Source organism: Arthrobacter senegalensis (assembly GCF_059091765.1).
In genome coordinates, this window is record NZ_JBNHGZ010000001.1 from 168224 (window position 1) to 191443 (window position 23220).

Below are 23220 nucleotides of genomic sequence, written 5' to 3' on the forward strand. Positions count from 1 at the left end.
GATGGACGACCAAGCGGATCGGCGCATCCTGCCGCTTCGGTTTGCCCCCTTGGCCCTGGCCGTGGCGCTGGCGGCCGTCCTGGCCGGTTGCAGCGTCGGCGGCAGCGGCCGGCCGGACAGTAGCGGCGGCGCCGCTACCAGCCCGGACGTGGAAGCGGCAGCCTCGGGCCTGGCCGAACCGTGGTCCATAGCCGTACTGCCCGACGGCAGTGCCCTCATTTCCGAGAACGACACCGGCCTGATCAAACACGTGGTCGACGGCGAAACGGTTGCCGCCGTGCCCGTGGACTCCGCGCTGGAAACCACCGGCGAGGCCGGCCTGCTGGGGCTGGAGCCCAGCCCCGATTTCGACGCCGACGCCCGGCTCTACGTCTACCTCACCTCGCCGGAGGACAACAGGGTTCTCAGCTACCGCTGGGACGACGGCCGGCTCAGCGACGGGCAGGAAATCGTCACGGGCATTCCCAAAGCCGGGATCCACAACGGCGGGCGGCTCAAGTTCGGCCCGGACGGCTACTTGTACATCGCCACCGGCGACGCCGCCGATTCCTCCCGCTCCCAGGATCTCTCCTCCCTGGGCGGCAAGATCCTACGGGTCACGCCCGACGGCGACCCTGCCCCCGGCAACCCCTTCGGCGACAGCCCGGTCTACAGCTTCGGCCACCGCAATGTGCAGGGGCTGGCGTGGGACGCCGACGGCAGGCTCTGGATTACGGAGTTCGGCCCCGACCGGGACGACGAACTGAACCTGATCGAGCCCGGCGGCAACTACGGCTGGCCGGACGTTACCGGAGCCCCCGGCGACGAGCGGTTCATCGACGCCAAGGTGGTCTGGCCGTCCACGGCCGAGGCCTCCCCCAGCGGCATGGCCCTGGTGGACGGGACGGCGTGGATCGCCGCGTTGCGCGGCCAGCGGCTCTGGCGGGTGGAGCTCGACGGCACCGAGGCCGGAGAGCCCAAGGCCTTTTACGAAGGAGAATACGGCCGGCTGCGCGACGTGGCCGCTGCCCCGGACGGCCGGCTCTGGGTACTCACCAACGGCACCGACGAGGACCGGATGCTGGCGGTTTCTGTGAAGTAGGCGACAAAGGCCGCCTCAATTTCACATTCGCGGAAAAGTCCTGCTAGAGTTACATGTCGTTGCGAGGGAGAAAGCGCCCGGGAAACCGGCGCCGGCCCCTCACCGACAGCTGCACCTCTAGCTCAACTGGCAGAGCAATTGACTCTTAATCAATGGGTTCCGGGTTCGAGTCCCGGGGGGTGCACAAGCAAAACCCCGTCTGACCGGCGCAAGCCCGGACAGGCGGGGTTTTTTGTTGTTCCGGCGACGGGACAAGGTCTCCGGAGAAGACACAGGCGCCTGCAGAATCCCTAGCCGGGCTTCGCCAACTGATGGATTCGTTCGATCACCCGGACGACCTCCAAAGCCTCCCGGGGATCAACCGGGATGGGCCCGCTTCCCCGGACCGCCAGAGCCGCAGCCCGGTAAAACCCAAGGTAGTCGCCTCGTTCGGTCGGCACCGCAATGGGGGCGGGATGGCCCGGCGCCCGGATGCCGAGCGTGCCCCACGTGCTTTCGGGCTCGGCGCCGAACCCTGGATCAGTTGGGACTGCCCCCGCCGCCAAGGCCGGTTCCTGGCCGTCCAGACCATAGCTGACATAGGCGCTTTCGGTCCCCAGAACGCGGAAGCGGGGTCCGGCTTGCGCCGCCACCCGGCTCATCCAGAGCCGCGAATGCACGCCGTTCGAGTGGAATAGCTCAATGAGGCTGACGTCGTCGTTGCCGCCGCCATCACGAACGGTGCGCACGTCGGCACGGACCTCTTCAACCGGACCGAACAGCACCAGGGCCTGGTCTATGAGGTGGCTGCCCAGATCAAACGTGATCCCGCCGGCCAGGTGCGGAGGCGTCGTATCCTGCCAGCGGTCAACGACTTTGGGCGCCCAGTGCTCAAAGTTCGATTCAAACTGATAGACCCGTCCCAGGTGCCCCTCGGCCAGCATCTTCCTCACCGTTCGGAAGTCCCCGTCCCACCTCCGGTTCTGGAACACGATCAGGGGTTTCCCGACGCGTTCTGCCCGTTCTATCAGTTGCTCGCCATCGCCGACCGTTGGCACGAAGGGCTTGTCCACGATCACCGCCAAGCCCGCGTCCAGTGCTGCCAGCGCTTGATCCACATGGGTGTGGGGAGGGCCGGCTAGCACCACCAATTCCAGATCCAGACCCCCCGCCAGCATTTCGTTGGCGTCTGCAACAATCTCTGCAGCGGGATGGTCCTTGGCGGCCTGCAGCCTCCGTTCCCGGTGGGCCGTCGCGATGACGTCCAGGGAGAACTCCGGAAGGGCGCCGAGGAAGGGCCCATGAAAGACTTTGCCGGCCAGCCCGTAGCCCACCAACCCGGTGCGGACAGGCCGCGGAGGGCCTTGGGCGTTCAACATACCGGAAGATTACTCTTGTGCCATAATTTGTTCAAGGAATTAACAATTGAGAGCAACGGGGATGGAGTAGCCTGCGGTTGAACGATAAGTTACGCAGTTGTTTCTTGTCCACAATCCAGGGAGGCTTGGTTGAATTCATCAGACGCGCCGGTTGGCACCAGCCACGGGCGGCCGCTGCCGGCCCCGCGGGCGGGGAACAACCTCGACAGCATTCGACGGCATAACCTCTCCACCATTCTTCAGTTCGTGCATCACGCCGGCCCCGTCCCCCGCTCCGAGCTGACCCGGAAAACAGGGCTGAACAGGTCGACAATCGGTGCCTTGGTCGGCGAGCTTGCCGAGCTCGGACTGGTCTTGGAAACGAGCCCCGACTCAAGTAACGGTGTCGGGAGGCCGAGTGCCGTGGTGCGCCCCAACCCGGCGACAGTGGCGATCGCGGTCAATCCCGAGATCGACGCGGTGACCGTCGGTGCCGTCTGCCTGGGCGGCGTTGTCCAGAAACGGGTCCGCTATGAAACGGACAGGGCCCCCAGCGTCCGGGAAGCGGTCAACATCAGTGCGGCGATCATCGAAGGAATGAAGACGGACGGGACCCGGATCGCAGGGATCGGCGTCGCGGTCCCGGGTTTGGTGAGGACACAGGACGGGCTCGTGCGGCTGGCCCCGCACCTGGAGTGGACCGATGAACCGATTGCCGAAATGCTGGCCGCTGCCACCGGGTATCCCGTGAAAGCCGCCAACGATGCGAGCCTTGGTGCTCTCGCCGAAAGGACGTTTGGGTCCGCCCGACGGGTCAGCGACATGATTTACCTCAACGGCGGGGCCAGCGGCATCGGCGGCGGCATCATCAGCGGAGGCCACGCCGTGACAGGCGTCGCCGGTCATGCCGGGGAGCTGGGCCACACCCGGATCAGAAGCGGCGGAGGGCTTGACACCGCGCACGCCCGAGGCACCTTGGAATCCGAAGTTACCCGCGATGCCCTGCTTGCCGCCCTCGGATTGGCATCCGCGGACGTGGACGAACTGGAGGAGGCGCTGCTTTCATCCACTTCTGCCGAGGTTCGGGCTGTTGTGGACCGGCAGCAGGAATACCTCGCCATTGCCCTGGGCAATGCAATCAACATCCTGAATCCGGAGTTGATCATTCTGGGCGGCTTCCTGGGTTCCTTGCATGCAGCCGATCCGGAGCGGCTGGAGCACCTCGTCTCCCGGGAATCGCTGCCGGTTTCACGCCAGAGTGTTCACATTTCCCGACCGCAGCTGGGCGCCAATCTTCTCATGGTCGGCGCGGCTGAACTGGTATTTGCAGACCTCCTGGCCGACCCCGCTGCCTACTCCTTCGTCGCCTGACAGGGGCGTCGCGTATCCCGACGAGGGGCCGCTTCTGCTTGATCGGCTCACGCTGTCGAGAAACGGTATCGGCTGAGATGCCGGTACTCCGTTCCGGCCGGAAGGACCACGGACGGAAAGTCGGGGAAACGGCTGGTATCGGTGATCTTTTGGGGTTCGAGGCATATGCCGCTGCCGGGCCCGTACAAGGTTCCCCCGCGGCCGACCAGCGGAGGCAGCCGGTTCGCTGTATACACCTGAAGACAGAACTCCGTGGTGTAGAGCTCCATGAGACGTCCGGTTTCCGGAGAATAAAGTACTGCCGCGGGCTTGGTGTTGTCCCTGCCCGGATTGAACAGGAACGTGTTGTCGATGCCCGGCCACGGCTCGGTGCCCGACTTCGGCAGGAAGGCTCCGATCCGCCTTAGCTTGCGGAAGTCGAAGGGCGACCCGGCGACAGGCAGGTGGCTGCCTGTCGGAATGCGTTCCCAGTCCGTCGCCAGGATGTAATCCGCGTCAACCATCAGCTGCTGATCGGTGACAGGCCTCGCCCCGTCCCCGTCCATATTCCAGTAAGCGTGATTGGTCATATTGACCGGCGTGTCCGCGTCGGCCCTGGCCGTGAAGAGAATCGACAGCTCGTTGGCTTCGGAGAGTGAGTAGCGGACCCGCGCGGAGAGGTTTCCGGGATAGCCTTCTTCGCCTTCGGGGCTGCGGTAGTCCAGACTGACAAAGTCGTCCTGCGCCCGTTCCGGGGACGCATCCGAACGGGACCACAGGACGCGGTCGAAACTTCGGCTGGGTCCTCCATGAAGGTGGTTCCGTCCCTCGTTCGCGGCAACGGGAAAGGTGACCCCTGCCGAGGAAAACCGGCCGCCCGGGATGCGGCCCGCTGTCCGGCCGATCGTGGCCCCTATGTAGCAGTCCGCGTGGCGGCGATAGTCATCCACAGAGTCGAACCCAAGCACCACGTTTTCGAGCTTGCCGCCCCTGTCCGGCAGGAGCAGTTCAACGATCCTGGCACCGTAGCAGTCGAGTGTCAGGCGCGTCCTGCACGCATTGGCGAGGACCGGTCCCGTCTCCTGGCTGCCGGCGCCTGCCTGCTTCTTCACGCCGCGCCTTCGTTGTGACGGCGGAACCACGCCTCCTGCGCTTCGGCATGGCTGCGATACTGATCCCGGATAAGAGGCCGCGGATCGGGTCGCAGCTCCGCATCGAAGTGCGGCGGCCAGTCAGGGCGTACTCCGCTCATGACCCAGGCGGCCTGCACCGCGGCCCCCTCGGCCACGTACTCGCCGGGTACCGGAACCGAGACCGGCATATCGAAGACCTGCGCGGCAATCGACCGCACGGCCCGGTTCTGCGCGCCCCCGCCGATCAGAAGGACCCGCTCGGGAAGGGCACCGGCCTTCCGCAGCGCGTCAAGCCCGCCGGCGAGACTGCACAGCATTCCTTCAATGGCAGCGCGCGCAAGGTTGGGCCTTGTCATTGCGGTCAGCGACAGCCCGTGAAGACTGCCCGTCGCGTTGGGCAGGTTTGGGGTGCGTTCCCCTTCGAACCAAGGGACCAGGACGGCTCCCCCGGCCGCGGCGGGAGCTTCCAGGGCGAGACGTGAGAGCTCGTCGTTGTCGACGCCGAGCACCTCGGCGACCGACGTCAGGATGCGGGCTGCATTGAGCGTGGTGGCAATCGGGAGGAAGGCGCCGGCAGCGTCCGCGAACCCGGCGACGGAACCTGTCCTGTCCCGGCGCAGTTCGGCGGATGAGGCGAACACGGTTCCGCTGGTGCCGATCGAAACGAGGGCCTCCCGGCCGGAAGCGTTGAGGCCCAGGGCCGCAGCGGCATTGTCTCCGGCTCCCGCGCCCAGAAGGACTCCCCCGGGCGTCTTTCCCGCCGGCTCATGGGGGCGAAGGACACGGGGCACGATGGCAGCATGTCCGAGGGCCAAGGCGAACAGATCCATGTCGTACCGGTTCGCCTCCGGATCCCAATAGCCGGTACCGCTGGCATCCGACCGGTCTGTCGTGAGTTCTTCAAGGACCGGCCCCAGCGGGCTGGAAGCGGCCGGCCCATACCCGCGCAGCCGCCAGGTGAGCCAGTCGTGGGGAAGAGCGACCGCGGCTACCTTTGCTGCATTGGCGGGCTCGGCGTCACGCAACCAGCGGAGTTTGCTAGCGGTGAAAGACGCCACCGGAATCAATCCCGTCCGTTGCACGTATTCATCGGCGCCCACTTCGCGCACAAGTGCAGCCGCAGCGCCCGCGCTGCGGGTGTCGTTCCAGAGCAAGGCCGGCCGGATCACCCGGCCCTCCTGATCGAGGGCCACCATGCCGTGCTGCTGTGCCGCTACGGAAAGGCAGCTGACCGAGCCGAGACCTCCCGCCTCTGCGAGCGCCGCCTGCAGCGCTCTCCACCAGGCCTCCGGGTCAACTTCGGTGCCCGCCGGATGGGTGGCCCGTCCCGCAGAAACCACCCGACCGGAGCGGGCATCCCGGAAGACCACTTTGCAGCTTTGCGTCGAAGAATCAACACCCGCGACTAGTGTCATGATGCCTCCAGATACGTCGGCCGAGCCTGGACCTCGCCGGTTCCGCAGCTCAGAACCGCAACGGTTCCGAGCCTCACCGGTTCCGCAGCTCAGCGCGCGTTCAGCAGATGTTCCATAGCCAACTGCTGAAGCCTGACGAACCCGAACCCGGAGCCGTCAAAGTACCCCTCCGGGGCAAAATCCTCGTACGAGGAACGGTCTTGGAGCAGCTCGGCGTAGGACTCTCCATCGGCAAGGGTCGGCTGCTCCAGTTCGGTGACGCGGGAGGCGCGCATCGCTTCCTGGACCTCCGGGTCCGAGCGGAAGGCGGCGGCCCGCTCTTTCAGCAACAGGTACATCCGCATGTTCGCCGCAGCCGAATCCCACACTCCCCCGGCGTCCTCGGTCCGCGACGGCTTGTAGTCGAAGTGGCGCGGACCGTCGTAAGCCCGGCCGCCGTTCGGGCCGCCGTTTTCCAACAGGTCCACGAGAGAGAAAGCGTTTTGCAGGTCGCCATGGCCGAAGACCAGATCCTGGTCGTACTTAACCCCCCGCTGGCCGTTGAGGTCAACATGGAACAGCTTGCCGTGGTAAAGCGCCTGGGCAACGCCGGCGGTGAAATTCAGGCCCGCCATCTGTTCATGTCCGACCTCGGGGTTGACGCCGAAAAGTTCGGGCCGCTCCAAGGTTTCGATGAACGCCAGCGCGTGGCCCACCGTCGGCAGCAAGATGTCGCCGCGGGGCTCGTTCGGCTTGGGCTCAATCGCGAACTGCAGGTCGTACCCCTGATCGGTCACGTAGGCCGCCAAAACGTCCAGTGCCTCGCGGTACCGTTCAAGGGCTGCCCGGACGTTCTTGGCGGCGTCGTACTCTGCGCCCTCGCGGCCTCCCCACATGACGAAAGTCCGGGCCCCAAGCTCTGCGGCCAACTCGATGTTCCGCAGGACCTTTCGAAGGGCGAACCGCCGGACGGCCCTGTCGTTGGAGGTAAACCCACCGTCCTTGAAGACCGGGGGGCTGAAAAGGTTCGTCGTGACCATCGGAACCTGAAGGCCCGTGTCCTCGAGTGCACCTTTCAGGCGGTCGATCTGCTTCTGCCGCTCCCCCTCGCTGCTGCCGAAGGCGAAGAGGTCATCATCGTGGAACGTCAGTCCGTAGGCGCCGAGACCCGTCAGCCGTTCCACCACTTCGACGACATCCACGTGCGAGCGGGTAGGGCCGCCAAAGGGGTCGGCCCCCGTGTACCCCACCGTCCACAAACCGAAGGAAAACTTGTCTTCGCGGCTCGGTTGCCTCATTGCCCTCTCCCATCAGGAAGCAATAGTAGTGAGCAACAACATATTAGCCGCGGCCGCCCAAGTCAACGGTCAGCGCCTGTCCAAGGCCGCTCGCACCCTGACAAGAAGCCGACCCCTTGCGGCCGGACGCCGACGGCGGTGCCTGTGCTGGCCTGCTGGCTGAAGCCGTGCCCGCCCCTCAAGCGAAAAAGGCTATTGCATTTGTTGTGACTGATTACTATATTGAGTTTTCACATGATGTTGCTCACACAGCGAGCGTCACCTGCCGCCTAACCTCCCAGAACAGGAGCGATCCCATGGCGCATCCCACCGAACCTGCCGGTCATTCGCCGCTGCTCAAAGTTGAGGGCGTGGTGAAGCAGTACCAAGGCGTGACCGCCCTCCGCGGGGTGAGCCTGGACATCCGCCCCGACGAGATCCATGCCCTGCTGGGAGGCAACGGGGCCGGCAAATCCACGCTGATCAATGTGCTGTCCGGCGTGGTCTCGCCGGACGCGGGCACAGTTACCCTGGCCGGGGAAGAAGTGCAGTTCCGCCATCCCAGCGACGCCCTCAACGCAGGCATCACGACCATCCATCAGGAGCTGTCGCTCGTTCCGGCGCTCACGGCACTCGACAACATCTTCCTGGGCCGCGAGGTCAATGCCCGATTCCTCGGCCTGAAGGTCCGGCTTGACCGCAAGGGGATGGAAGAGCGCGTTTTGCAACTCGCCGCCGACTTCGGGCTCACCCCTGAGGACTTGAAGCTTCCCGTTGGGGAGTTCGGTGCTTTGAAAAAGCGTGTGGTGGAGATCGTCAAGGCACTGGCCTTCGACCCCCGCGTCCTGATTTTGGACGAGCCGACGTCCGGGCTCGAAGAAGAAGAAAAGCGGCACCTATTCGAACACATGCGCAAGCTCAGGGCGCGGGGCGTGCCACTGCTGTGGGTAACCCACCACCTGGAGGAACTGTTCGGTCTGGCGGACACCGCCACCGTCTTCCGCGACGGGGCCAACGCCGGGACTGCCGCCATCGCAGAGACGGACGTCGATGAACTGCTTGGCATGATGTTTGGAATCGCAGCCGGCGAATTCGGTGCGGCCAGCGGCACGCCGCCGCACGCCGCGGCCGACACCGGCGAGGAAGTGCTGCGACTGGAGAATGTGCACCGCAGCCACGTCTTGAAGGACATTTCGCTGTCCGTTCGTAAGGGCGAGATCCTGGGCATAGCGGGCCTGGCCGGTGCCGGGCGGACCGAGTTGGCCAGGGTCATCATGGGCTTGGACAAGATGAGCAGCGGAACAATGCACCTCAACGGGCAACCCCTGCGCCTCCGCGATTCGAGCTCGGCATACCGTCACGGGTTGGCCATGCTGCCGGAAGACCGCAAGCAGCTGGGCATTCTGCCGGAGTTTTCCGTTGCCGAAAACATCTCCATCTCCAGCTTGGGCGGCGTCACGCAGCTTGGTTTTTTGGTCAAAAACCGCGATGAAATGGACCAGGCCGAGAGCTACCGGCAGCGCTTGGCGATCCGTGCCCCAAGCGTCAGGGAAAAGATTCGAAACCTGAGCGGCGGAAATCAGCAGAAGGCCATCGTGGCCCGCTGCCTGAATACCAAGCCCTCGCTGCTGATCTTCGACGAACCGACCCAGGGTATCGATGTCTCGGCCAAGGTGGAGGTTCACAACCTCATCCGCGATTTCGTCGCCGCCGGCGGGGCCGCCATCGTGATTGCCTCGGAAATCGCCGAACTGCTGGAACTCAGCCACCGTGTCCTGATCCTGAAAAAAGGCCGACTGGTGGGTTCGGTGACCTCGCTGCAACAGGAACTGGCCGCCGGAAACTTTGAGGGCGTGAAGAACAGAATTCTGGCGCTATCCGCCGGCAGGAGCGAATGATGAAATTCCAACGGGCCGTATCCCGCACACTTTCGACCAGCGGCGTTCCGATCGCGGTCGCCCTGATCGTCCTGGTCATCGTGTTCCAACTGATGTCGCCAGTCTTCCTGCAACCGGAGAGCCTCACCGATTACATCAACAACGCCATCCCCGTCTTGCTGATTACCGTCGGGGTGGCAATCGTCATCGTGGCCGGCGGCATCGACCTGTCCGTCGGCACGGTAGCCGGGCTGAGTGCCGGAACGACCATGTGGGCTTTGCTCAGCGGGGCGCCGACACTGGTGGGCGTCCTCGTGGGCGTCGCCACCGGCACGGCATTCGGCCTGTTCAACGGATGGCTCATTACAAAGTTCGGTATCAACGACTTCATCGTCACGCTGGCCACGCTGAACATCGCCAGCGGGCTGCTCATCGTCCTGACAGAACAGGTACCTCTCCAAGGCGTGACGACGCCGGGCTTTTCGGATATCGTCTACGGCAGTTTCCTGGGCATCCCCAGCGCCTTTTGGATCGCCGCAATCCTGCTGGTCATCATGCAGCTTTTCCTGGCCAAGACGGTGTTCGGCCGGCGCATATATGCCATCGGCATCGGCGCCGACGCGGCGAACGTCGCCGGCGTCAACGTCCTCCGCGTCAGGATGGGCACCTTCATCGTCTCCGGCATGCTCGCCGGAGCAGCCGGCGTCCTCATTGCCTCCCGCCTCGGCGCCGTACAGGCCTTCCTGGGCGGCGGCTACGAATTCATTGCCATCGCCGGCGCCGTTTTGGGAGGCGTAAGCCTTGCCGGCGGCCGCGGTTCGGTCTGGGCCGCTGTCGTCGGCGGCCTTTTGCTGGCAACCCTGCAGCAGGGCCTGCGCCTCAACGGCGTCGACCCCGTCTACTTCAGCATCGTTACCGGCCTTTGCATCGTCGCCGGGGTGGTCTTCGACCGCCGCGTCCAGCAATACGCACTCAATATGGGCAAACGCTCCCGTCTTGACGCGCCCCCCAGGCACGACACTCCGCACGACACTCCCCCGGCCCCGGCCCAGCAGCAGGCACAGAAGCCGGCCGCGGGTTCCCGTCCGTTCGTGACCGAACAGCAGGACTGACCATGAGCACTTCAACCCCCAAACGCAACACCGGCCTGGTCGGCCGCATCGTCGACCGGATCCTGCTGGACCCCACCCTCGGCGTCCTGGCCATGCTGGTACTGGCCTGTTTGATCGCGGCGTTCACGTTGCCGGTGTTCCTGGCTCCGTCAAACCTGTTCAACATCCTCAACAGCAGCATCACGGTCATGATCCTGGCCATGGGCATGACCGTCGTCCTGATCGCGGGAGGCATCGACCTCTCGATCGGCGCAGCCATGGCACTCTGCGCGGGCGTGGCAGCCGAGACGATGAAAGCCGGAATGCCGCTGTTCGCCGCGATCCTCGCAGCGCTGCTTGCCGGGGCCTTGATCGGGATCGGCAACGGCCTGCTTGTCACCCGGGTCGGGCTGCCCGACTTCATTGCCACGCTCGCAATGCTCGGCTTCGCCGGCGGCATCCTCTACATCTGGACCCAGGGCGTTCCCATCATCGGCTACATGGTCCCCGAGTTCTATGTCATCGGCGGCCTGAGCCCGCTGGCCGGAGCCCTCACCCTGCCCATGGTGATATCCCTCATCGTGGCGCTGCTCCTTGGCGGGATTTTGGGATCCTCCCGCCTGGGGACACACCTCTTCGCGGTCGGCAGCAGCCGGACCGGCGCCGTACAGTCCGGCGTGCGGGTGGACCGGGTCCGTATCATCGCCTACGTCATCAGCGGGCTATGCGCCGCGATCGCCGGCGTCATCCTGGCGGGCCGTAATACCAACGTCCCGGCCGACCTCGGTGTCGGTTACGAGATCCAGGCCATCGCTGCCGCCGTCATCGGCGGTGCGGCGCTCAGTGGCGGCAGGGGCCGCATCCTGGGAGCCGTGCTCGGCGCCATCACGCTGGCCGCAACCATCAACATCATCAACCTCGCGGGCGTTCCGTCCAGCTATCAAAAGATCGTCATTGGCTCGATTCTGATCATCGCCGTCCTCGCGAACCGGATCAGCGCCATCATCAACGCCCGGGTCCGGCAACGGCGGGCCGTTGTGCTCGACGTCGCCCCCGTGTAGCCGAAACCAGCTTCCCCGGTCTCCCCGTTGCTGCGGGGACCATCAAAAATGAAAGGCAAGACAATGTCCACAACTGACACCACCGGGCCCGCAGGCCGCCGTCGGTACGCCCGGACCCGCAGCGCCCTCGCCTCCGGAGCAGTCGCGGCAGCCCTCATCCTGACCGGCTGCACCACGGTCGAGACGCCGACCGGCACCGGTGGAGGCGGGGGCGGAGGCGCCGGTGCCGCGGTCAACCCGGACTCGGCCGCCGATGCCGCCATCCGCGAAATAGTGGACGGCCGTGAAATCAAAGTCGGCTTTGCTCCCCCGATCCTCTCCGAGTTCTACACCCAGGTCGAAAAAGCGGCCTTCAACAAGATGAAGGAATACGAGGACCGGTTCGGTGTGAAATGGACCTGGGAGCGGCAGGGCGCCCTCAACGACGCCCATTCAGGCACGGAAACCCTTGGCATTGTCCAGGGGTATATCGCCCGGGACTTCGATGCGGTCTTCGTCTGCTCTGCCGCCAACGCCGCGACCATGCAGGAACTGTACGGCCGCGGACAGGAAGAGGGCGTCGACTTCTACCAGTTCAACTCCACTGAAGAACTGGCCAATCCTTCCCAAGCCGAGGACCCCACCGGAGGTCTTAACACCGTCTCGAACATCGGTTATGACGACCGCTGGCAGTCCGGCTACATCGCCGGGCAATACATCGGCGACCAACTCAAGGGCAAAGGCAAGGTCATCCAGATCATGGGGCCCTCCGGATCGGACTGGACCAAGCTGCGCCAGCAGGGCTTCAAGAAAGCCATCTCGGAGTACCCCGGCATCGAGATCGTCGGACAGGCCGACGGCGGCTACGTACGGGACAAAGGTCTCCGGGCCGCACAGGACCTGCTGACCAAAAACCCCGATGTCAACGCGATCTACGGTGAAAACGAAGACATGGCGCTCGGCGCGTCCCAGGCCATCGACGCACGCGGTCTCAAGCATTGGGACGGGCAGGAAGGCATCATCACCATCGGTGCTGACGGCCTGATTTCGGGGATGGACTCCATCAAAGCCGGCAAACTCACCGCCACCGTCGATGTGAACAGCGTCGAAATGGGCCACAGCATGATCGAAACCCTTTTCGCGCATGAGCTTCTGGGCATGGAAGTCAACCAGTTCGTCCGCATCCCGACCGATGTCGTCGACAAGACGAACGTCGAGTGGCACCAAGCCGTCCTGCAGGAAAGCCAGCAGGGCGAGGGAAGTTACTAGGCCTTCCCCAACAACGACCGAACTGAGAGGTTCTACTGTGAGCAGCAATCGAAAAATGGACCCGGTGGACGTCGTCGTCGTCGGACTGGGAGCGGGGGGCGGGCCCGCCGTCAAGGTTCTCAGCGAAGCCGGCTACAAAGTTGTTGGATTCGACAAGGGCCCGTGGCTGCGCCCGGAGGAACACTACTCCGGCGACGAACTGAAGTTCCAGAACCGCAGCTACCTGTGGCCGGACGTGAAGCTGATGCCCAGGACGGTGCGCCGGGACGAAAACTCGGAAGCCCGGATCTTCAATTTCTCGCCCGTGCCCTCGAACGTCGGCGGCGGAACGAGCCACATGGCCGGCTGGATGCCCCGGCCGAGGGAATCGGACTTCATTTTCCACTCCCTCCACGGGGATCTGGAAGGCGCGAGCCTGGCCGACTGGCCCTACCGCTACGAGGACCTGGAACCATACCTCACCAAGGTTGAATGGAGCTACGGCATCTCGGGCCTTACCGGTGCCGACCGGGGGGAAGGCTTCCGCAGCAAGCCGTACCCCAGCGGGCCGTTGCCTCCGACCCGGTTCGGCAAGAAATTCTATGAGGGCTCCAACAAGCTGGGCATCAATTCCTTCCCGCTGCCGATGTCCCACCTGACCGAAGGCAACGCCCTGGGCAGGGCGGCGGTGAACCGGACCAGTTTCTGGAACCAGTACGGTGACCCCACCCAAACCCGGTCCAGCGTGGCGACGACGTACATCCCCGAAGCCCTCGCCACCGGCAATCTGGAAGTACGGGCCGACAGTTACGTCAGGGAAGTCAAACTGGGCAAGGACGGCCGGGCCACCGGCGTCGTCTACATCGACCCCGAGGGCCGTGAGGTGGAACAGGACGCCGCCGTAGTTGTCTTGGCGCTCGGCGCCATCGAGTCGGCGCGGCTCATGCTGCTGTCCACGTCGAACCGGTTCCCCGAAGGTCTCGCGAACGATTCCGGCCTTGTCGGCAAGAACGCCACCTTCCACGAATACATTTTCGCGGTCGGACTATTCGACAAGGACATCGAGGAACCGCTGCGCGGCTGGACGGGAAACTACCAAAGCGGCGGCTCCACGCATTTTTACGAGACGGACGAAAGCAGGGGCCACATCGGCGGCGGCATCATCGCCACCACGCAGATCGGACAGGCCATCAACGCGATCATGCCCGGCCGCCCGACCTGGGGCCAGGCCATGAAGGACGCCGACCGAAATTACTTCGACTACTCCATGAAGATTGGGTTCATCCTCCAGGACATGCCCCAGGAGACCAACCGGGTCGACCTCGACCCCAACATCAAGGATGCCTGGGGCCTGCCCGTAGCGCGGATCACGAACAAGCCCCACGCCAACGACATCGCCATGAGCAAATGGCAGATCGACAAAAACGTGGAAATCCTCCAGGCGGCCGGGGCAACGAAAACCACCCCCGTTTACCTGGGAGATGAATTCACCGGCAACGCCTGCCACCAGCAGGGCACGGTCCGAATGGGAACCGACCCCGGCAAGTCGGTGCTGAACGGATGGGGCCAGGCTCACTCGGTGGACAACGTTTTCGTGCTTGACGGCGCGGGCTTCCCCACCGCCATGGGCGTCAACCCCACGCTCACGATCATGGCCCACTCCTGGCGCTGCGCAGACTACATCGCCGGCACCTACCTCAAGGGCCGCAGCTAGCGGCTGTAACTGCCGCGCGTTAGAGAATCGCAGAAAGGAAGACACGATGGTTTCGAAAGCCGACTGGGAAATCGTCCCGATCCACATCGACCCCGACTCGGACGAAAAACTGTTCTTCACCGACCACGAGTGGGAAACCATAGAAGCCGCCGGCGCACGCGTCATGCCCACCGACCATGATCCAGGGGCACGCGAGGCGAGGGTGATCGTCTTCATCGACCGCTACCTCTCAGGCATCGACTACCTCTATGCGGCGGCTGACGGGACCGGCTTCCTGGCCCTGGCCGGTCCGGAAGCACGATCCGCCCGGGCACGCATCGCCGACCTGCAGCGGCTCTACCGTGAAGGGGTCCGTGAACTCGACCGCCGGTCGCGCGAGTTGCGGGCGGAGTCCTTCAAGGACGCGACCGAAGAAATCCAAGACCAGGTGCTGGAACAGGTCAGCGGCGCTCCCAAACCGGTGCCGGTCTCGCTGACCTCGATGGAGGTGTACTACTCGCGGCTTCAGGGAAACACCGATGAAGACAAAAGTTTCTTCGACACCCTGTGCCTGCATGTCCGCCAAGGTTTCTATGCCGACCCGGTTTACGGCGGAAACAAGGACCAGATGGGTTGGAAAATGGTCGGTTTCGACGGGCCAAAAAACCTGCGCGACACCATGGACGGCACCTACAGCACGGCCGAGTACTTCATCCAGGAATACGACTGGGAGGAACTGGTCCCGGGCTTCAAGCACGGCCCGGAACAAGACGTGACTGACGGTGGCGAAGACCCTGCCGGTAGCCAAGCCGCCGAGGCGGCTTCAGCATCATCGGACCGTACCGAGGAATCCAGTAAGTAAAGGAAAGACAATGACCGCCTACGAAGACAAGCTCAACAAATACGTCGACCGTTCCTACACCTTCATCCCCGAGACCATAGATCTGAGCAAGACCGTGGTCCATGCGCTCGACATTCAGAATCTCTGCCTCGATCCGGAGGGGGCAGACTACATTCAGAGCGTCGGTGGAGCGCCCTCCGGGCAGGAATCCCTCGGGCCGGCCAAGAGAATGATCGAACTCGCACGCGAAAAGGGAATCAAGGTCGTCTGGTCCATGTGGGGCATGCACCCCGAAGGCTACGACATCGGCATCTGGGGGCTGAAGTACCCGTCCTGGAGAGAGTCCGATTCGCCCTTCAACCACGGGACGTGGAACGGCGCACTCTGCGAAGGTTTCGAACCGCAAAAGGGCGAACCGGTCTTCCAGAAGCACCGCAACAGCAGCTTCTACGGAACGGCCTTCAACGAGTACCTCCAGCAGGACGGCGCCGAGTACCTCGTGATCGTGGGCTCCTCGACCGCCAACTGCGTACCAACCACGGCACGCGACGGTTTCGACAGGGGATACAAAGTGATCGTCGTGGCCGATTCCGGCACGGCCATTCCCCTCAACACCCACGGCCGCAACCCCGAGTTCGACCACGAAACACCCGAAGGATACGGGCAGTACTGGGAATCCCTGCGCAACATCCAGGCTCAGTACGCGGACGTGATGTCGAGCGATGAATTCGCTGCCCTCGTCGAACGCTCATCCCGGGCGGCGGGACAGGAAGCCTCAGTAAGTGCAGACGCCTCAGCCCGCTAAACCGCGGTACAGGGGAGGTGGGACCGTTATGAATGGGCCGCCGAAGGAACCGGTGAAGGTTCCCCACGGCCAACGACGCGGCACCACCTCCCCGGCACCCAGCACGTTGATCCACCTTGAGGAAGACACCCATGGCACCGTACGCTCCCACGCAACGGCGCAGGTTCGGGCGGCTCGACTGGTCTTGCACACTTGCCGGATTCGGTTCAGTGGCTCTTGGAAACATGCGCACCCCCCTACCTACAGAGGATGCCCGGGCACTGGTACGTCATGCCTGGGACGCGGGCGTCCGGTTCTTCGATACTGCACCCATGTACGGCCATGGCCTTGCCGAATACCGGCTGGCCGATGTCCTCGCCGATGAGGACAGAGAAACGTTCGTCTTGGCCACAAAAGTCGGGCGAACCCTAAAACCCGCAAGCCCGGGGACCTTCAGTACCGCCCCCTGGTGCAACACCCCGCCGTTCCGCATCGAATACGACTACTCCTACGACGGTGTGATGCGCCAGGTCGAAGACAGCATGCAGCGGATGGGGACGGATTACTTCGACGTGCTCCTGGTTCACGACACGGACCGTTGGACTCACGGCGCCGACCAACCCCGCCGATTTCAGGAAGCCCTAAACGGCGCGTTCAAAGCCTTGTTATCCCTGCGGGACCAAAAGGTAGTGCGGGCCGTGGGCATAGGCGTCAACGAGGTCGATGTCTGCATGGCAGCGGCAGAAGCAGCCGACATTGACTGCATTCTGATCGCCGGTACTTACAACCTACTGAACACCGAGGCGCAGGACGAGCTTCTCCCACTCTGCCTGCGACGCGGGATCGCCGTCATCAACGGCAGAATCTTTGGATCGGGCATCTTAGCCACCGGCCCTAAACCCGGAGCCCGCATGGACTACGCTCCGGCAACGCGTGAAACCCTCAGCGAGATCCGTCCTTACCAAGAGGTAGCCGACCGCCACGGAGTGCCTCTGGGCGCGGTGGCATTGCAATTTGGCGCCGCCCACCCTGCCGTCACCAACGTCTGCCTCGGCGCCCGCACCATCATGCAACAAGAGCAGAACTACCAATGGCTGAGTCAGCGGATCCCCGTCGAGGTGTGGCAGGAACTGAAGCACGGGCAACTCATTAGCTCCGCCTCCCCGACACCCGGAACCTCCCCATGAGGACGACTAAGGATCAGCAAATCCAGGAAGGCCCCCCATGATGCTGCAGGAAGTCATCAAGATCGCCGCCATCGCCGAAGAAGCAGCCGAACAACTGGCAATCCGCATCGTCGTCAGTGTCGTTGACATCCACGGCAACCCGGTGCTTCTCCATCGCATGGACGGCGCACCCCTCCACTCTTTGGACATGGCCTTCCGCAAGGCCTACACAGCCGCCTCGTTCAACGCGGAAACAGAAGAACTCACGTCGCAAGTACAACCAGGGCAGCCCCTTTACGGCCTGGCCGTGAACTCGGGCAGCAAACTCATCGCCTTCGGCGGTGGAGCACCTGTGCAGCTCCAACGAGGCGAAAGAGTCGGTGTCGGGATCTCGGGAGGAACTACTGAACAAGACATTCATATCCTCAAGACCGCTCTCACTTCAGCCCGCACCGTTCCCTAAACCCGCTGCGACTCTCCTTTGCCGAAGGGAGCAGTGTTTTCCATGGCCCTACGCTGCCGCCGTCCGGTCGGCAGCAAGGGAGCGCCTCGTGCAGCGCCGGCTACGCCTTGAGGATGCCGGGTTCCGGCCGACCGGGACGCCGGCGGGTCAGTCGCCGTCCTCGTAGCCGTCGATCTCGGCGATGTCGATGGTTTCCACCGCGCCGATACCGAAGCGGCTGTTGCCCAGCCTGCGGATGATCACCGTCAGCCGCTCCTTGAGCTCATCCATCTGGTCGCCGCTGCCGCTGCTGAGCAGCCGCTCCAGTTCGGCGGCATGCTTGAGGGCCCGCTTGCCCTCGTCGGTTATCTGCACGATCTGCCGCCGGCGGTCCACATCGCTGCGGGCACGGATGATGTGCCCGTGGACCTCCAGCCTGCCCAGGGTCTTGCCCATGGTCTGTGCCTGCACCCGGACGCGGGTCGCCAGCTGCGCCTGCGTCATTTCCCCTTCGGCGGCCAGCACCTCAAGGGCAATGACGCCGGCGTGGGTCAGGCCAAGGCCGGCCAGTTTGTCGTTCCATTCGTGCTCGACGAGCCGGGCGGCGGTGGAGAGCAACCGTGGCATCGGCCAATTCTTCAAATCCGGCATGCACTCAAGTATACGTACGTAGTCGGAACGGCCGGAGGACTGTCTTGGCTATGCTGGTGTGAAACCCCGGATCCCTAAGGAGCTGCCCCATGGCCGAACGACTGTCGACCGGCGACACCGCGCCGGATTTCACGCTGCAAGACTCGGCGGGCAACACCGTCTCGCTGGCCGATTATCGTGGCCAAAACGTTGTGGTTTACTTCTATCCCGCAGCTTCGACACCGGGCTGCACCAAGCAGGCCTGCGACTTCCGCGACAGCCTCGACTCGTTGAAGGGCGCCGGATACGCGGTGCTGGGAGTCTCCCCCGATCCGCTGCCGAAGCTGGTGAAGTTCGCGGAGACGGAAGAACTGAACTTTCCGTTGCTCTCAGACGAAGACCATGCCGTAGCCGAGGCGTACGCGGCCTGGGGCGAAAAGAAGAACTACGGCAAGGTCTACGAGGGCCTGATCCGTTCCACGGTCGTGGTGGATCCCGAGGGCAAGGTGGCGCTGGCCCAGTACAACGTCCGGGCCACCGGCCACGTGGCCAAGCTGCGCCGCGACCTCGGCCTGGACAATTAGGTGTCTGCACGAGGCATCAGTCCCCGCCAGACGAGTGCCGCCGTGCCGGTAGACTGATTCCTGTTCCGGCATGCCCGGAACGAAGCGCGAGTGGCGGAATTGGTAGACGCGCTGGATTTAGGTTCCAGTGTCCTCGGACGTGCGGGTTCAAGTCCCGCCTTGCGCACCATCACCAGGAGCCCCGCCACGTACGTTGCGGGGCTCCTGGCGTTCCACGGCCCGCTCCGGGCCCAGGGGCCCGGAGGCCTCCACCGCCGTCGTCGCGCCATCAGGCACGGGACTCGTCACCAAATTGTGATGGTTTTGGCCCAACCGCCGAACCTGAAACCGATGCTTTCAATCAGACATGTGACTAAGCTCTCATCAAGCGGACGCGCCACCGCGCCTCCGCCGGCTGCCGTACACAAAGTCGGCGTCACACCTCACGTCCCCGAGGAGCAGTCCATGTCATTTACTGACATCTTTTCCGGAGGCCAGCGAAGCGGCCGGCGCGCCGGAGCGGTCATTGCCGGCCTGGCCGCCGGCGCACTCGTCCTGTCCGGCTGTGCCGAGAGCGAGCGCGGCGGCGGAGCACAGGGCGAGACGGAGGGAGTCAATCCGACCTTCGTGTTCGCCGCGTCGTCGGATCCCAAGTCGCTGGATCCGGCCTTCGCCAGCGACGGCGAGTCCTTCCGCGTCAGCCGCCAGATCTTCGAGGGCTTGGTCGGCGTCAAAGAAGGAACGCCGGACCCTGAACCCTTGCTGGCTGAATCCTGGGAGATGTCCGACGACGGGCTCTCCTACACCTTCCAGCTCAAGGAGGGCGTGAAGTTCCACGACGACACCGACTTCAATGCCGATGCCGTCTGCTTCAACTTCGACCGCTGGTACAACTTCGAGGGGATCCAGCAGTCCCAGTCGGTGAGTTACTACTACGGCTCGCTGTTCCGCGGCTACTCGGACTCCCCCGAGACCGCAGTCTACGACTCCTGCGAGGCGGTCAGTGACACCGAGGTGACGGTGAACCTGGCCCAGCCCTTCGCCGGTTTCATTCCGGCGCTGTCGCTGCCGGCTTTCGCGATGCAGAGCCCCACCGCCCTGGAGAAGTTCAAAGCCGACGACGTCGGGGGTTCGGAGGAGGCTCCGGAGCTGAGCGAATATGCCATGGGCCACCCGGTGGGGACCGGCCCGTTCAAGTTCGACAGCTGGTCGGTCGGCGAGTCCCTGCAGCTGTCCGCCTTCGACGGCTACTGGGGCGAACAGGGCCAGGTCCAGGAGATCATCTTCCGCATTATCGAAGACCCCAATGCCCGCCGGCAGGCGCTGGAGGCCGGGGACATCGACGGCTACGACCTGGTGGCGCCGGCCGACACGCAATCGCTGGCCGACGCCGGATTCAACGTCATTGCACGCGATCCGTTCACCATTCTGTACCTGGGCATGAACCAGGAGCAGGAGGCGCTGAAGGACCTCAAGGTCCGGCAGGCGATCGCCCACGCGATCGACAAGGACGCGCTGGTCCGCCAGACGCTGCCCGAGGGCACCAAGGTCGCCACGCAATTCGTTCCGGACACGGTCAACGGTTACAACGACGACGTCACCACCTACGAGTACGACCCGGAGAAGGCGCGGGCGCTGCTCAAAGAGGCCGGCTACGGCGACGGCCTGGAGCTGATGTTCAACTACCCGACCGGGGTGTCCCGGCCGTACATGCCGACGCCGGAACAGGTGTTCACCAACCTGAGCGCCCAGCTCGAGGAGGTCGGCATCACCATCGAGGCCCAGCCGGACAAGTGGTCCCCGGACTACTTGGACCGCATCCAGGCCAGCGCCGACCACGACATCCACCTGCTCGGCTGGACCGGCGACTACAACGACACCGACAACTTTGTCGGGGTTTTCTTCGGCCAGGAGAAGCCGGAGTTCGGCTTCAACAACAAGGAGCTCTTCGGCAAGCTGTCCAAGGCACGTGAGACCAGCAGCATCGAAGAGGCGACGCCGCTGTACGAGGAGATCAACGAGGACATCGCGCAGTACCTCCCGGCGATCCCGCTGGCACACCCGGCGCCGTCGCTCGCGTTCGCCCCGCGGGTTACCTCCTACCCGGCCAGCCCGGTGAACGACGAGGTGTTCAACGCCATCGAGCTCAGCGAGTAACCCCGTCCTGCCGGGGTCCGCATACCGCGGATCCCGGCAGGCAGGCCCCCGGCCCGAACTACGAGCGGGCGGCGCCGGGCCTGCCGCCGAAGAGGCAATTTCCACCGCATCCGGCGCAACGCCGGGACCGCGATCCGGAAGGACGCTGTGCTCAGAGTCATTATCAAGCGCATCGCGCTGCTCATCCCGACGCTCTTCGGGCTTTCCCTGCTGCTGTTCCTGTGGGTCCGCAGCCTGCCCGGCGGGCCCGCCACGGCGCTGCTCGGCGACCGTGCCACACCCGAGGCGGTGGCACGGATCAACGAACTCTACGGCTTCGACCGGCCCCTGATCGAGCAGTACTTCGTCTACATGGGCAAGCTGCTCCAGGGCGATTTCGGCACCTCGATCCTCACCGGCAGGCCCGTGCTGACGGAGTTCGCCACCCGTTTTCCGGCGACGGTGGAGCTGACGATCGTCGCCCTCATCATCGCCGTCGGCATCGGCATTCCGCTGGGCTACCAGGCCGCGAGGTACTACGGCAAGTGGCCCGACCACTCCTCCGTCGTGCTGTCGCTGGTGGGGATCACCGTCCCGGTCTTCTTCCTGGCCTTCATCCTCAAGTGGTTGTTCGCCATCCAGCTGCCGTGGTTCCCTACCGACGGCCGGCAGAACCCCAGGATCAACGCCACGCACGTCACCGACTTCTATGTGCTCGACGGTTTGCTCACCCGCGAATGGGATGCCGCCTGGGATGCGCTGCTGCACCTGGCGCTGCCCGGGATCGCGCTGGGCACCATCCCGCTGGCCATCATCGTGCGCATCACCCGGGCGTCTGTCCTCGAGGTGCAGAATGCTGACTACGTGCGCACCGCCCGCGCCAAGGGCCTGCTGCAGAAGACCATCCGCAACCGGTTCATCCTGCGCAACGCGATGCTGCCGGTCACCACCACCATCGGCCTGCAGCTGGGGCTGCTGATTTCCGGGGCCGTGCTGACCGAGACGGTCTTCGCCTTCAACGGCATCGGGCGGTTCCTGCGCGACGCCATTTTCAACCTGGACTACCCCGTCCTGCAGGGGTTCATCATCTTCATCGCCGTGCTGTATTCGCTGATCAACCTGGTCGTGGACGTTTCCTACAGCATCATCGACCCGAGGGTGCGTGTTTAAATGAGCACAACGCTTCCGCCGCAGTCAGGCGGCGACATCCGCACCACCCCGGAGCCACCGGGGGCACCCGGCGCTCCCGCCGGCGCCGGGCCCGGCGGCACCAGCCTGTGGAAGGACGCGTTCCGGCGGCTCCGCCGGAATCCGCAGGCCATCACCGGCGCCGTCATCGTGGGCCTGTTCGTGCTGACCGCCGTGCTGGCGCCGGTGCTGGCACCTTATGGCGGCCAGGATCTGCCCGGCCGCACGTACATCACACCCACGCACATTCCCGGCTTCGGCGAGGTGGAAGGGTTTCCGCTGGGGCTGGACCGTTTCGGCGGGGACCTGTTCAGCAAACTCATCTGGGGCGCGCAGGCCTCGCTGCTGATCGGCGTCGTCTCGACCGCGATGGGGCTGGCCGGGGGCATGCTGCTGGGCATCCTCGCCGGCGGCTTCGGCGGCTGGATCGACAGCGTGATCATGCGCGGCGTCGACATCCTGCTCTCCGTGCCGAACCTGCTGCTGGCGGTATCCATCGCGGCCATCCTGGGCCAGGGGGCGTACGCGGTGATGATCGCCATCGGCGTGGCCCAGCTGCCGATCTTCGCGCGGCTGCTGCGGTCGTCGATGATCTCGCAACGCAGCGCGGACTACATGCTGGCGGCGCAGACGCTGGGCCTGAGCCGGGGCACCATCATCATGAGCCACCAGCTGCCCAACAGTGTGGGTCCGGTCATCGTGCAGGCCACGCTGACGCTGGCCACCGCCGTCATCGACGCCGCGGCGCTTTCCTTCCTCGGCCTGGGCGGCGGGCGCCCGCAGACCGCCGAGTGGGGCCGCATGCTCACCTACGCGCAGGCAGAACTGGGCATCGCGCCGCAGCTGGCGTTCCTGCCCGGCCTGTGCATCGCCGTCACCGCGTTGGGCTTCACGCTGCTGGGCGAGTCCCTGCGGGAAGCGCTGGATCCCAAGACGCGGGCCAAGTAGC

General features: G+C 64.6%; 20 protein-coding genes and 2 tRNA genes. 17 read left to right on the top strand and 5 right to left on the bottom strand.

The genetic code is table 11. From position 1 onward, the window contains the following. The first annotated feature begins 1 nt into the window (after position 1). Positions 2-1081, top strand: a complete 1080-nt coding sequence (locus AC5RVG_RS00795) for a PQQ-dependent sugar dehydrogenase (RefSeq protein ID WP_494012361.1) — start codon at positions 2-4, stop codon at positions 1079-1081. Positions 1082-1192: 111 nt separating this feature from the next. Then, a tRNA-Lys gene (locus tag AC5RVG_RS00800) sits at positions 1193-1265 on the top strand. A gap of 106 nt (positions 1266-1371) precedes the next feature. Here AC5RVG_RS00800 and AC5RVG_RS00805 read toward each other — a convergent pair. Next, a complete protein-coding gene (locus tag AC5RVG_RS00805; protein WP_494012362.1) occupies positions 1372-2439 on the bottom strand; it encodes a Gfo/Idh/MocA family protein in 1068 nt (355 codons plus the stop codon). A 129-nt stretch (positions 2440-2568) separates the two neighbouring features. On the opposite strand from AC5RVG_RS00805, the gene AC5RVG_RS00810 reads away from it, so the two are divergent. Beyond that, positions 2569-3789 carry an ROK family protein gene (locus tag AC5RVG_RS00810; protein WP_494012363.1) on the top strand — a complete coding sequence of 407 codons (1221 nt, stop codon included), beginning with the start codon at positions 2569-2571 and terminating at the stop codon, positions 3787-3789. 47 nt (positions 3790-3836) lie between these two features. Here the strand turns inward: AC5RVG_RS00810 and AC5RVG_RS00815 are convergent, their stop codons facing one another. The 3 genes from AC5RVG_RS00815 to xylA all read right to left on the bottom strand — a co-directional run bounded on the left by AC5RVG_RS00815 (position 3837) and on the right by xylA (position 7593). Further along, positions 3837-4880, bottom strand: coding sequence for an aldose epimerase family protein (locus AC5RVG_RS00815; protein WP_494012364.1), 1044 nt, complete (start codon positions 4878-4880; stop codon positions 3837-3839). After that, positions 4877-6316 carry an FGGY family carbohydrate kinase gene (locus AC5RVG_RS00820; RefSeq protein ID WP_494012365.1) on the bottom strand — a complete coding sequence of 480 codons (1440 nt, stop codon included), beginning with the start codon at positions 6314-6316 and terminating at the stop codon, positions 4877-4879. Before AC5RVG_RS00820 ends, AC5RVG_RS00815 begins: the two co-directional genes overlap by 4 nt. Before the next feature lie 89 nt (positions 6317-6405). Beyond that, positions 6406-7593 carry a xylose isomerase gene (xylA, locus tag AC5RVG_RS00825; protein ID WP_494012366.1) on the bottom strand — a complete coding sequence of 396 codons (1188 nt, stop codon included), beginning with the start codon at positions 7591-7593 and terminating at the stop codon, positions 6406-6408. A 116-nt stretch (positions 7594-7709) separates the two neighbouring features. Here xylA and AC5RVG_RS00830 point away from each other — a divergent pair, with 116 nt between their 5' ends. The 9 genes from AC5RVG_RS00830 to AC5RVG_RS00870 all read left to right on the top strand — a co-directional run bounded on the left by AC5RVG_RS00830 (position 7710) and on the right by AC5RVG_RS00870 (position 17775). Beyond that, the gene (locus AC5RVG_RS00830) at positions 7710-9470 is read left to right on the top strand and encodes a sugar ABC transporter ATP-binding protein (RefSeq protein ID WP_494012367.1); all 1761 of its coding nucleotides are present in this window, start codon (positions 7710-7712) and stop codon (positions 9468-9470) included. Beyond that, the gene (locus AC5RVG_RS00835; protein ID WP_494012368.1) at positions 9467-10561 is read left to right on the top strand and encodes an ABC transporter permease; all 1095 of its coding nucleotides are present in this window, start codon (positions 9467-9469) and stop codon (positions 10559-10561) included. The genes AC5RVG_RS00830 and AC5RVG_RS00835 overlap by 4 nt, the downstream gene beginning before the upstream one ends. A gap of 2 nt (positions 10562-10563) precedes the next feature. Further along, the gene (locus tag AC5RVG_RS00840; protein ID WP_494012369.1) at positions 10564-11601 is read left to right on the top strand and encodes an ABC transporter permease; all 1038 of its coding nucleotides are present in this window, start codon (positions 10564-10566) and stop codon (positions 11599-11601) included. A 63-nt stretch (positions 11602-11664) separates the two neighbouring features. Continuing rightward, positions 11665-12849, top strand: coding sequence for a sugar ABC transporter substrate-binding protein (locus tag AC5RVG_RS00845; protein WP_494000048.1), 1185 nt, complete (start codon positions 11665-11667; stop codon positions 12847-12849). A 37-nt stretch (positions 12850-12886) separates the two neighbouring features. Next, positions 12887-14542 carry a GMC family oxidoreductase gene (locus AC5RVG_RS00850; RefSeq protein ID WP_494000049.1) on the top strand — a complete coding sequence of 552 codons (1656 nt, stop codon included), beginning with the start codon at positions 12887-12889 and terminating at the stop codon, positions 14540-14542. Between the two features lie 46 nt (positions 14543-14588). After that, the gene (locus AC5RVG_RS00855) at positions 14589-15383 is read left to right on the top strand and encodes a gluconate 2-dehydrogenase subunit 3 family protein (protein WP_494012370.1); all 795 of its coding nucleotides are present in this window, start codon (positions 14589-14591) and stop codon (positions 15381-15383) included. Positions 15384-15393: 10 nt separating this feature from the next. After that, positions 15394-16167, top strand: coding sequence for a cysteine hydrolase family protein (locus AC5RVG_RS00860; RefSeq protein WP_494012371.1), 774 nt, complete (start codon positions 15394-15396; stop codon positions 16165-16167). A gap of 131 nt (positions 16168-16298) precedes the next feature. Next, positions 16299-17333: an aldo/keto reductase gene (locus tag AC5RVG_RS00865; RefSeq protein WP_494012372.1), complete on the top strand. Its 1035-nt coding sequence runs from the start codon at positions 16299-16301 to the stop codon at positions 17331-17333. A gap of 37 nt (positions 17334-17370) precedes the next feature. Next, complete coding sequence (locus tag AC5RVG_RS00870) at positions 17371-17775, top strand: GlcG/HbpS family heme-binding protein (protein ID WP_494012373.1); 405 nt, start codon at positions 17371-17373, stop codon at positions 17773-17775. A 147-nt stretch (positions 17776-17922) separates the two neighbouring features. Here AC5RVG_RS00870 and AC5RVG_RS00875 read toward each other — a convergent pair whose 3' ends face one another. Next, entirely contained in the window at positions 17923-18405 is a 483-nt protein-coding gene (locus tag AC5RVG_RS00875) for a MarR family winged helix-turn-helix transcriptional regulator (protein ID WP_494012374.1), read from the bottom strand. Between the two features lie 89 nt (positions 18406-18494). On the opposite strand from AC5RVG_RS00875, the gene bcp reads away from it, so the two are divergent. The 5 genes from bcp (at position 18495) to AC5RVG_RS00900 (ending at position 23219) form a co-directional block, all read left to right on the top strand. Then, positions 18495-18968, top strand: a complete 474-nt coding sequence (gene bcp, locus AC5RVG_RS00880; protein WP_494012375.1) for a thioredoxin-dependent thiol peroxidase — start codon at positions 18495-18497, stop codon at positions 18966-18968. A gap of 84 nt (positions 18969-19052) precedes the next feature. After that, positions 19053-19137, top strand: a tRNA-Leu gene (locus AC5RVG_RS00885). 275 nt (positions 19138-19412) lie between these two features. After that, positions 19413-21104 carry an ABC transporter substrate-binding protein gene (locus AC5RVG_RS00890; RefSeq protein ID WP_494000056.1) on the top strand — a complete coding sequence of 564 codons (1692 nt, stop codon included), beginning with the start codon at positions 19413-19415 and terminating at the stop codon, positions 21102-21104. Positions 21105-21251: 147 nt separating this feature from the next. Further along, positions 21252-22253, top strand: a complete 1002-nt coding sequence (locus AC5RVG_RS00895) for an ABC transporter permease (protein WP_493979914.1) — start codon at positions 21252-21254, stop codon at positions 22251-22253. Beyond that, positions 22254-23219 carry an ABC transporter permease gene (locus AC5RVG_RS00900; protein WP_494012376.1) on the top strand — a complete coding sequence of 322 codons (966 nt, stop codon included), beginning with the start codon at positions 22254-22256 and terminating at the stop codon, positions 23217-23219. The last annotated feature ends 1 nt before the right edge of the window (position 23220 follow it).